This window comes from Okeania sp. SIO1H4, from assembly GCF_010672695.1.
In the GTDB taxonomy this organism is placed as follows: Bacteria; Cyanobacteriota; Cyanobacteriia; order Cyanobacteriales; family Microcoleaceae; genus Okeania; species Okeania hirsuta.
Genome location: NZ_JAAHGB010000127.1, coordinates 1 through 9,975 on the forward strand (window position 1 = coordinate 1; position 9,975 = coordinate 9,975).

The 9,975-nt window shown below is 37.4% G+C and carries 9 protein-coding genes; 5 read left to right on the forward strand and 4 right to left on the reverse strand.

The features are described 5' to 3' along the window. The first annotated feature begins 297 nt into the window (after window positions 1-297). The 5 genes from F6K06_RS32525 (at window position 298) to F6K06_RS32545 (ending at window position 4,896) form a co-directional block, all read left to right on the forward strand. Window positions 298-930, forward strand: a complete 633-nt coding sequence (locus tag F6K06_RS32525; RefSeq protein ID WP_287244977.1) for a class I SAM-dependent methyltransferase — start codon at window positions 298-300, stop codon at window positions 928-930. Continuing rightward, the gene (locus tag F6K06_RS32530; RefSeq protein ID WP_124144952.1) at window positions 930-1,673 is read left to right on the forward strand and encodes a CmcI family methyltransferase; all 744 of its coding nucleotides are present in this window, start codon (window positions 930-932) and stop codon (window positions 1,671-1,673) included. The genes F6K06_RS32525 and F6K06_RS32530 overlap by 1 nt, the downstream gene beginning before the upstream one ends. 44 nt (window positions 1,674-1,717) lie before the next feature. After that, a complete protein-coding gene (locus F6K06_RS32535; protein ID WP_205127364.1) occupies window positions 1,718-2,803 on the forward strand; it encodes a TauD/TfdA family dioxygenase in 1,086 nt (361 codons plus the stop codon). 170 nt (window positions 2,804-2,973) lie between these two features. Further along, window positions 2,974-4,062: a TauD/TfdA family dioxygenase gene (locus F6K06_RS32540; protein ID WP_287244979.1), complete on the forward strand. Its 1,089-nt coding sequence runs from the start codon at window positions 2,974-2,976 to the stop codon at window positions 4,060-4,062. 165 nt (window positions 4,063-4,227) lie between these two features. Continuing rightward, window positions 4,228-4,896: a sulfotransferase family protein gene (locus F6K06_RS32545; RefSeq protein ID WP_287244981.1), complete on the forward strand. Its 669-nt coding sequence runs from the start codon at window positions 4,228-4,230 to the stop codon at window positions 4,894-4,896. A 138-nt stretch (window positions 4,897-5,034) separates the two neighbouring features. Here the strand turns inward: F6K06_RS32545 and F6K06_RS32550 are convergent, their stop codons facing one another. The 4 genes from F6K06_RS32550 to F6K06_RS32565 form a co-directional block, all read right to left on the reverse strand. Continuing rightward, on the reverse strand, window positions 5,035-5,586 hold the full coding sequence (locus tag F6K06_RS32550; protein ID WP_124144948.1) for a Uma2 family endonuclease: 552 nt from the start codon (window positions 5,584-5,586) through the stop codon (window positions 5,035-5,037). A 41-nt stretch (window positions 5,587-5,627) separates the two neighbouring features. Continuing rightward, complete coding sequence (locus F6K06_RS32555) at window positions 5,628-7,157, reverse strand: NAD(P)/FAD-dependent oxidoreductase (RefSeq protein WP_124144947.1); 1,530 nt, start codon at window positions 7,155-7,157, stop codon at window positions 5,628-5,630. Window positions 7,158-7,641: 484 nt separating this feature from the next. Beyond that, a complete protein-coding gene (locus tag F6K06_RS32560) occupies window positions 7,642-9,444 on the reverse strand; it encodes an ABC transporter ATP-binding protein (protein ID WP_287244983.1) in 1,803 nt (600 codons plus the stop codon). Window positions 9,445-9,713: 269 nt separating this feature from the next. Continuing rightward, entirely contained in the window at window positions 9,714-9,857 is a 144-nt protein-coding gene (locus tag F6K06_RS32565) for a hypothetical protein (protein ID WP_161564961.1), read from the reverse strand. Window positions 9,858-9,975: the final 118 nt, after the last annotated feature.

Genomic DNA, 9,975 nt, shown 5'->3' on the forward strand with positions numbered 1-9,975 from the left:
TTGTCGGTAGAGTTTTTCCAACTCTTCGATACTTTTGTGTGGTTCTAGCTTTAACAATCTCGGCATGGCGATCGCCCAACTCTTACTATTCATCCCTTAATTTATCAGGTTTAATTTTTTTATACCGATGCTACCGGATTTGATATGATAGAGTATAAATTTAAGAAATGCGGTCGGCTAGACCGTGAATGCCTGTGGATGAGAAACCGCCGACGGCCTTAGTAGAAGCAGGAAGTAAACATCGAGTTGTCACTTTATGCGACGCTTTGTGTCAGTTTTATAGAGCAGTGATTAAAGATGCGCGAAGAACAATCCAAAGATTTTTTAGAAGCAAGACCTTGGTTATCAGGGATTTGTGATACTCAAAGCACTGAGGAATTAAAAAATAAGTATGATGGTTGGGCTAAGACTTATGATACAGATGTCAGAAAAGATTGGTCTTTTATGCCTGGTAATATAGCAAGAACATTAAGCCAACTGCTTCCTCACAAAGAAACCGCGATTCTGGATGCTGGTGCTGGAACGGGTTTAGTGGGTGAAGCTTTAGCCCAACAAGGATATACAAATATTACTGCTGTTGATTTGTCAGAAAAAATGCTGGCGATCGCTAAAGAGAGAGAAGTTTACAAGGTTCTCTATCAGTGTAATTTAGAAGATTCCCAAATTTTTAGCAATTCAGTAACTTTTGATGCTATTATTGCAGCAGGAGTTTTTGCTTATGCTCATGCTGGTCTTGAGGTTTTAAATAATCTATTCTGCTTTTTAAAGGAGGAGGGAATTTTTTTGTTGACGATACGGGAAGACTATCGCCGTGAAATGCAGACAGCCTTAGATAAATTACCGTGGACATTAGTCAGTGAAGAGTATTTTCCTATCTATGACGAAGCCAAGTTGATGTATCTTCTGGCTTTCAAAAAGGAGCGATCGTAATGAAGAATCAAAGTATTGACAAATTAACTATATCTGAGCAAGAAACCTCGGAGAATAAAAGGTTTGTCAAAATATCTGACCGAGAAGATAGATGTGATATTCCTAAGTCGGCTTGGAGACCTCTGACAGAAAATGCCTACTTACAGACTTGGAAAGGGGTACTTCTGGAAAAAGACCCCATGCAAATTGCAGCTTATCCCATGCTGCTTTACGAGTTACAACCAAAGACAATTATTGAACTGGGTGCGCTCAAAGGGGGAAGTGCCATTTGGTTAGCCGATCAGTTGGAACAGTTTTGTATTAAAGGTGAGGTTTACTGTGTTGATAACGACCTTTCTCAGCTTGATATAAAAGCCAAAGGAGACTCTAGAATTCATTTTTTAGAAGGTGATTGTCGAGAAATTAATGCTGTTTTACCCACAGGGTTGCTTGTCTCACTGCCTCATCCTTGGTTAATTATAGAGGATGTTCATGATAATCTAGTTGGTATTCTTAAGCATTTTCATCACAATGGTCTGCAAACTGGAGATTACCTGATTATCGAAGACACCAATAAGTTCATGTGGGAAGTATGGTCTGATTGGGAAGACCAGGAATTAATTCAGCGAGGATGGTCTAAGCTTGATGAATTGAAAAGCTGGTTAATGAAGCATCAAGATGAGTACTTAATCGATGCTTACTATCAAGATATGTACGGTTATAATGCTTCAAAAAATTGGAATTCTATTTTGAAAAAAGCATGACAACAAATCAAGACAGACTAAATAGCGATTGTAAAATTCAGTTTATGCAAAATGAACGTTTTATCATTATCGATGGTAAACGCTTCCATTACACTTGGTTGCGCGACCATTGTCCAAGTCCTAAATCTCGCCATCAGACCTCTTTTCAGAGGCTTTATGACATTAGCGATAGTGTCTTACCCCCAAAACCTTTGTCGGTCGAGGAACGAGATGGACAACTAATTATTGACTGGGATGAAAACCCTCCTCACCGGAGCATTTTTTCTATCTCCTGGCTATTACGCCATGCCTACGATCCAAAACCTGCATGTTTCAGCAACGAGATTGTCTTTTGGGATAAGCTATGGCTTGAAGCTAATTCTCCAGATCGACCTGACACCCAATCGTGCAACTCTCAATTGTGGATAAATCAGTTATTTAAGCTCGGGTTTGTAATTCTACAAAACATAGCTCCTGAAAATTTAGATTCTTTTATATCATCCATTGGGCCGATTCGCAACACAGAATACGGTAAAATTTCGTCAGTGAAGGTAACCCCGGAAGCAAAAGACTTGTTTGCAACAGCTCACGGTCTTCCTCCCCATACAGATTTCACTTTCTGGCAAGGAAATCGCGTAGCACAGTTTCTATATTGTGTGGAAAACAATGCCTTGGGGGGTGATTCTATGGTTGTGGATGGTTTTCGCGTAGCTAATGATTTCCGCCAGGATCATCCCGACCACTTCCAGACTTTAGTAAAAACTCCAGTACAGTTTTGGTTGTATAACGATAAGCTTAAATATTTTTTCTGTCCCGAAAATCCAATCATCGAGTTAGATCACGAAGGTAGGGTTGCTGCACTCCGCTTCCACTATAAGAACTATATTCTCAATTTACCATTCGAGCAAATGGAATCTTTTTATGAAGCTTACTCAAGGTTCTTTAACTACTTGAAAAATCCTGATTACCAATACTGCTTCCGTCTCAAACCAGGAGAGTGTCTACTCGTGCAAAATTTTAGAGTCCTGCACGGGAGGACAGCTTTCGATCCGACATCGGGAAGTAGGGAAATAAAAACAGCATATATGGAGTGGGACTACCTCATTGGGCGAAGAAACTTTGAGCAACGAGAGTTTTACTTTGCTGAATAACCCCAGTTTCTTTGTGAACTTGAGGTAGCTTACTATTTTAGCTCCCTGTTGTGCTTATCTTAATGCCATGTTCCTGATATTTTTATCGCAAGAAGGTGAGACACTCCCGCTTACTAACTCTGACAAATTGTCAGATGGACTCATTTATAATTACTAAGAGGTTTTGACCTATGCAAAACGAAAATTTTGTACTCATTGAGGGGAAACGCTTTCACTACAGTTGGTTGCGTGACAACTCTCCTCAGTCTTACCATGCCAAATCTCTAAGAAAAATTTATGACATTAGCGATCGCACCTCACCGCCAAAACCTTTATCGATTCAGGAGCAGGATGACAAGCTAATAATTGAGTGGGATGAAACTCCGCCTCACCGTAGCATCTTTTCTATTTCTTGGCTGCTCACTCATGCTTACGATCCTCAGCCCCAAACCTTTGACCAAGAAGTTATCCTTTGGGATAAAGCTTGGCTGGCAGCTAACCCACAAAAGAAGTACGACTCTTCATGGGATCCTCAAACTTGGATGAGTCAGTTATTTACGCTGGGGTTTGTCATCATAGAGAACATTGCATCTGAAAATTTGGAGTCCTTTATCTCCTCCTTAGGTCCGATCATCCTGAATGAAAACGGAGAAAAGTTCTATACAGTAAAAGATATACCGACCGGAGAAAAACGTTCGTACCTGACTGGTGCTGCTCTGGAACCTCATAATGCGTTTAGCTCCTGGGAGTGTTTTCGCTTAGCGAAGTTTCTCTATTGTGTACAAAACGAGACTTCGGGTGGCAAGTCGTTACTTGTAGATAGTTTTCGCGTAGCTCAAGATTTTCGCCAGAATCATCCAGATTACTTCCAGATTTTGACAAAAGTCCCAGCACCTTTTTGGCGAATTGAGCGCAATCATCAATATATTTTCTTTCACAAACGCCCCATCATAGAACTCAATCAGAATGGCGAGATCGCGGAAGTCTGCTTTCATCATGAACAAAACTTTCTACCCAGTCTACCATTTAACCAAATGGAAGAGTTTTATCAAGCTTACTCTAGCTTCCATCGCTACCTGAAAAATCCTGATTACCAATACAACTTCCGTCTCAAACCGGGAGAGTGTCAGGTCATTCAAAATTCTAGAGTAATGCACGGACGTTCAGCTTACGAACCGACTTCAGGAACTAGGGAGCTTAGGGCAGCATATGTCAACTGGAACTATTTGGTTGGACGAAGAAACTTTGATCAATACAAGTTCAAGTTGAGATTTGAGTAGCAGTTGACTTGGCGGTAAATCCAGAATTGTCTCAAACAATTTAAATAATTAAGACCTTTGATAAATCAATGCAATCTATCGTTGAATGCTCAAAAAATGAACCCAAAATTGTGGCATTGTGGGGGACTCCTAGATCTGCCTCTACTGTCTTTGAAAAAAACTTTTATGCAACGCTGCGATACAGTAGTTCTACATGCCCCCTTTGCCGACATATATTATTTTAGTAAGTGGCGACGATCCACTAGCTTTGGGAATCGTCAGGATCGACAAAACTACGACATCAAATCAGCAGTTGAGGAGATTAAATCAAAGGTGGCTCCCCTAGTCTTCTTTAAAGACATGGCTTTTCAGGCACTTCCCTATATTGATAAGGAGTTTAAATATTTTCTTGGTTCAATCATTAATACTTTCATTATTCGCCACCCTCAAGAAACAATTACTTCACTTTATAAACTGTATGAAAACTTTACAGAGGAGGAGTTTGGCTTTAGTTCTTTGGATGAAATGTACAAAATAGTGACTCAAGAACTTGGACAGCAACCAATTGTAGTTGAGAGTAATCGCTTCCGACAGAATCCAGATAAAATTTTGGCTAGTTATTGCCAACGCATTGGGGTTGAGTTCGATCCTCGAATGTTGGGTTGGAACGATGGTAAATTGAAGCAGTGGGAGTCAAGAGACTATGAATTTCATACAAAATGGTATAAAACTTTAGAAAATAGTAGTGGAATTCTGCCACCAACGCAAGTTAAAATTAACATTTTTCCTGAGCATAGAAAAATGGTTGAGCGGGCGGAGAGGATTTATGAAAAGCTTAGTCGCTCCACAGTTTAATGGCTTTTGCTTTCTCTTAAACGTCAATTTACTCAACAGCAAATCCAGTATATTGGCGTTTATAAGGAGTACGATCATATGAAATACCTTTTAAACATTCAAACTTAACGTAATACTTGAGAAGAATAAACAGTCTTCTCAATCAAACTCAGGTGCCCAAACTTCCACCACAGGCAATTCCCAACCCGGAAGCAATTCCGGCACTTGCAGCACATCCCCATCCCCCAGCACAACTTTATCTCTATTAAGGCGATAAACTTCCATGGTGCGAGTTCTCGGATCGACTAACACCCCAACTTTAGTTCCCAATTCCAAAAACTCCTGTATCTTCTGACATAATTTAGTTAAACTATCCGTTTTAGATTTAACTTCAAACATCAAGTCAGGAACTAACTCCGCGTAACCTTCTGTAGTGGGAGGTAAACGTTCAGCTAGGATAAAAGAAGCATCGGAAGTGCGAACATCTCCATCTGCGTTAGGTAAACGAAAACCAGCACTAGAACCGGATACTCTACCTAATTTACGAGGACGTACCCAATTCCGAAGTTGAGCAGCAATTTCTATTGTTACTTCTTCAGATTCTAACCCTGAAGGACTCATAAAAATAATTTCTCCACTGACTAATTCCATCCTATAATCAGGATGTTGTACTTGTAGCTTTTCTAAATCTTTTACTGTTAAACTAGGCATTTTGAAAACCTCCTATCTGTATCTTTAATTGTATCTCAATTTCAAAATATAGAACTTTCCAGAATATCAATTACTGCTGAAACGGCTGTTTGAATTGCTCCTTGAACCGAAGCATGATTAATACCTAAATGTTCCCCGGCAAAGAATACACGGGGATTATTTATAGGATAAGGTTGACCAAGAAAAGGTTGATATTTTTCCCGATCGCCAGGGGCAAAATAGGCATAAGAACCAGAACCAAGATTATTATCTTCATCCCAGATACTATGAACAACATCATCAGTATATTGTTTAATATTGGGATGTAGTTGGGAAACTTCTTCTAAAGTTAAATCTGTTTTAGTTGACTCATCTAAAGTAACAAACTTTCTGGAATTATCTTCCCAACGATAAGCAGCAGTTAATACAGATGGCTGATAGGAAATATCTTTATTCTTAGCAACAAAATGAGGTTGAGAAAAGTTGTTTGAATCTAATTGAGCATTATCGCAAGGATACCAACACTTTTCAATATTTAAGTCCGTAAAACTGCCCCCGCCATAAATATTTTCTGCAAATTCCCAAGGACGGGCAGTACAGTGTAATAGAGTTTTACTAGAACTACAATAACCTAAATTGTTAATAGCTTCCTGTTGTTTACTAGGCAAAATAGGGTCAAAATTAATTCGAGCTAAAGCAGTAGTTGGAACAGTACAAATAATATAGTCAAATTCGGCAGTCTGTTGCTTATCCAACTTATTCCAGTCAACTAGAACCCCTTTATCTGTGATTGCTATATTCGTTACTTTTGCTTCAGTCTCGATTTTTCCTGATATTCTTTTAGCCAAAGCCTTAATTAAAATATCCATCCCTCCAATTAACTCATATTGTTCAACTTGATGCCAAGCAAAGAAGTCAATTAAACCATTTAATAGAGAAACTTTTTCATAATGGATTGCTCCAGTAGCATGACCTAGTAATTGAAAAGCATCGGGAGAAAGATGGTTGTGAAAAAATTCAGTAACTGTTAAATTATCCCATTTTCTAACTCGATCGCTGGTAAAAGTTGGCGCAAATAATTCCCATTTTTCCTGTTCGGAAAAAGAATCGATTAATTCTGACAATAACTCATCGTAAATTATCCCAGGATCTTTTTTTTCATCAGTGGTTAAATTGTAAACAGAAAACAACTCTTGATAACTATCTAAACAAGTCTTCTTTCCTCTCAGATAATAAAAAGCTGCAGGATTATAATTAATAAAAGGTCTTTTAGGTAACTTAAACTTATCTATATAGTGTAAAGTGCAACCATGACTTGCGGGAATTCGCATTGCACCCAATTCTCCATAAGTCCCGTCCCTAAAATAATGAGTTTTAATTCTTCCTCCCAAACGAGAATCAGCTTCTAATAAAGTAACTTTATGGTTGAGTTGACTTAGTTCGTAAGCACTAACAAGTCCCGCAATTCCTCCGCCAATAATTGCAACTTGTTTGCGAGTACCGCTCTGGTCGTAGGGAATAAGAGAACCAGGATGACTATACAAGCACTCAAAAGAAAATGGACAATCTAAGTCTAAAATTTGGTCGTACATTATATATTCGACTTGAATTAATTTTAATAAATCATTAAAAGCAGCATCGGTTTATCCCTCCTGAGTTAGTGCTAAAAGTAACATTAAGCTCTTCATCAATACTCTCATCCACGTTTAGAAGTCCAACAAGGGGGCAAGTTATTTGGTTTTACCTGGAATATATTGACTAACTACAGTAGCCAGATGGCCATTCGCCCGTACAGTAGCCAGTAGGAATAGCTTCAATATCATTTTTTAGGGTCAAACAATATTCTTTTTCTCAAAGATCAATCTGACTTCCAGCATTTTAGCTGACCCAATTATTGATAACATTCTTTTTTTAAATTGGTATTATATCAAGTTTCATTATTATTAATATAATTGCGCTCCTTCTAAACCTTAACTCTGATTATTTTAGTAAGCATTCAGCTATTGCTTTTTTCTCCTTTAAAGAGAATAAAGCTGATAGCTGACCGCTGTTTGCGCAGCATTCGGGAGGAAATACTTATTTATTTTCAGATAATTGTAGTCCGTAGAGATAAGCATATCTCCCCTCTTGAGCAATTAATTCTGCATGATTTCCCATTTCCACAATTTTGCCTTCTTCCAGAACTACAATTAAATCTACATCACAAATAGTTGAAAGTCGATGAGCAATAACCAAGCTAGTACGTCCTTGAAAAAGATTATTTACAGACTCTTGAATTAATTTTTCTGACTCAGAATCTAAAGCTGAAGTTGCTTCATCTAAAATGACAATTTGAGGGTTTTTTAGCAACACTCGGGCGATCGCTATTCTTTGTCTCTGTCCTCCTGATAATTTCACTCCTTGCTCGCCAATAATAGAGTTATAACCATCAGGAAAACTCATAATAAAGTTATGAGCATTAGCCGCTTTTGCTGCTGTTTCAATTTCTTCATCTGTCGCATCTAACTTACCGTAAATAATATTATCTCGTACCGTACCGTAGAGCAGTAATGTTTCTTGAGGAACAATGCCAATATGCGATCGCAATGAATTTAAACTTACATCTCTTAGGTCGTGTTCATCAATTAAAATTCGCCCTTTTTTCGGGTCATAAAAACGTGCTGCTATTTTAGCAATTGTACTTTTTCCAGCACCGGAAGAACCTACTAAAGCTACTGAAGTTCCTGGTTTAATATCTAAGTTGAAATCCTCAATAACTAACTCTCTATCTTGATAACCAAACCCCACTTCTTCAAATTTGATATTACCCTGAATAGAGGTTAAATCAATAGCATTTTCCTTATCAATAACTTCCAGTTTAGTATCTAGAACTGAAAAAATATTTTGAGCTGATACTGTTGCTTTTTGAATCATGCTGATTAACCCACTAAACCGACTAATTGGTTTATTTAGAAGGGTGACATAACTCAAAATAGCTGTTAATTCTCCAATAGTCAAACTACCAACCATTACTCCCCAAGAAGCAAAAACTAATGCAATGACATTACCTAGTTTATTCAGGGTATTAATTACTGGTGTAGATATAGCTAAAAATCGAGTTGCCTGGAGGTTTTTCTCCATATAATTATGACTATATTCACTAAATCGGTCAATTTCATACTGCTCGTTACCAAAAGATTTAATGATTGTAATATTCGATATAGTGTCTTGTAAATGATTGCTAATTATCTCTCTTGCTCGATTCGTATCTTGGAATATTTTTTTGAGTCTTTTCTGAGTAAATTGTAAAAGATAAATTATCAAAGGCCAAGTCAGGGCGATCGCTATTGCTAGAAGCCAATTACTGATTAATAAATAAATAAAAACGACAATAAAAGCAAAACTATCAATTAGAATTGCGATTAAATTAGAATTCAGTAATTGCCCGACTATTTCTACATCTCTTCCCAATCGTAATATTAATTCACCAGTACGTTGATTTTCAAAATAACTAATGGACAAAAATTGAAGATGTTGATATAGCTTTATGCGAATACTTTTAATTGTGTTTTCTCCAAATATTTTTATCGCATACAATTGCAAAAAAGATAATATACCTCCTACTAAACTCATCAATAGGATAAGTGCTGCTACCCAAGGCAGCATATTGAATTCTTTTGCGGGAATAATTACATCAATAACATAGCGATTAATTTGGGGGACAAAGAAAGTAATAAATGAGGCAATTATTGTTAATAATATGCCTAGTAAAAACGGTGTTTTATATGGTAAACCATAGCTAAATAGGCGCAGATATAAATTCTGGGATTCTACTTTTTCCTCTGATTTTTCTATGTTAACCTGAGTTGGAATTTTGTCAATAGTATTAGATTTTGTCATGTCTCAAGCTAATAGGGTAAAGTTGCTCTTCTTATTTTATACTTCCTATTATAGATAATAGGTTAAAGGTTGCTACTGAAGGGGGGCGGGTAATGGTAAATTAATGTCATGTATCGAGATTCTAGAAAAAACCCGCCCCTACAAAATTTCCCACTGATAACTGATAATTGGACTTTGGACAAAAAGAAAAAGTGGTTAGCGTAAGTATTACACTAACTAATCGGTGATTGTATTAGAAATCAAATCTGGAATTATCTTCGTTTCTCACATTATTTATCATCCTGAAGATCATAGGATGGGTCTGGTTCAATTTCTCCACCAAAACAAATATCTAAATAACTTTCTTGAAGGGAATGAACAACTCTCTCCAACTCATCAATAAGATTCCTTCGAGTCATTTTTTCAGCAGACAAAACCTTTATCCATTATCCTAATCCAATTAAAGGAAATAAACCCATTAGTATTGGCCATTCATATTCAGTTATATGTGCTTTACCAGAGGGAATAGCAACAGGTAATGTACCTTGGGCT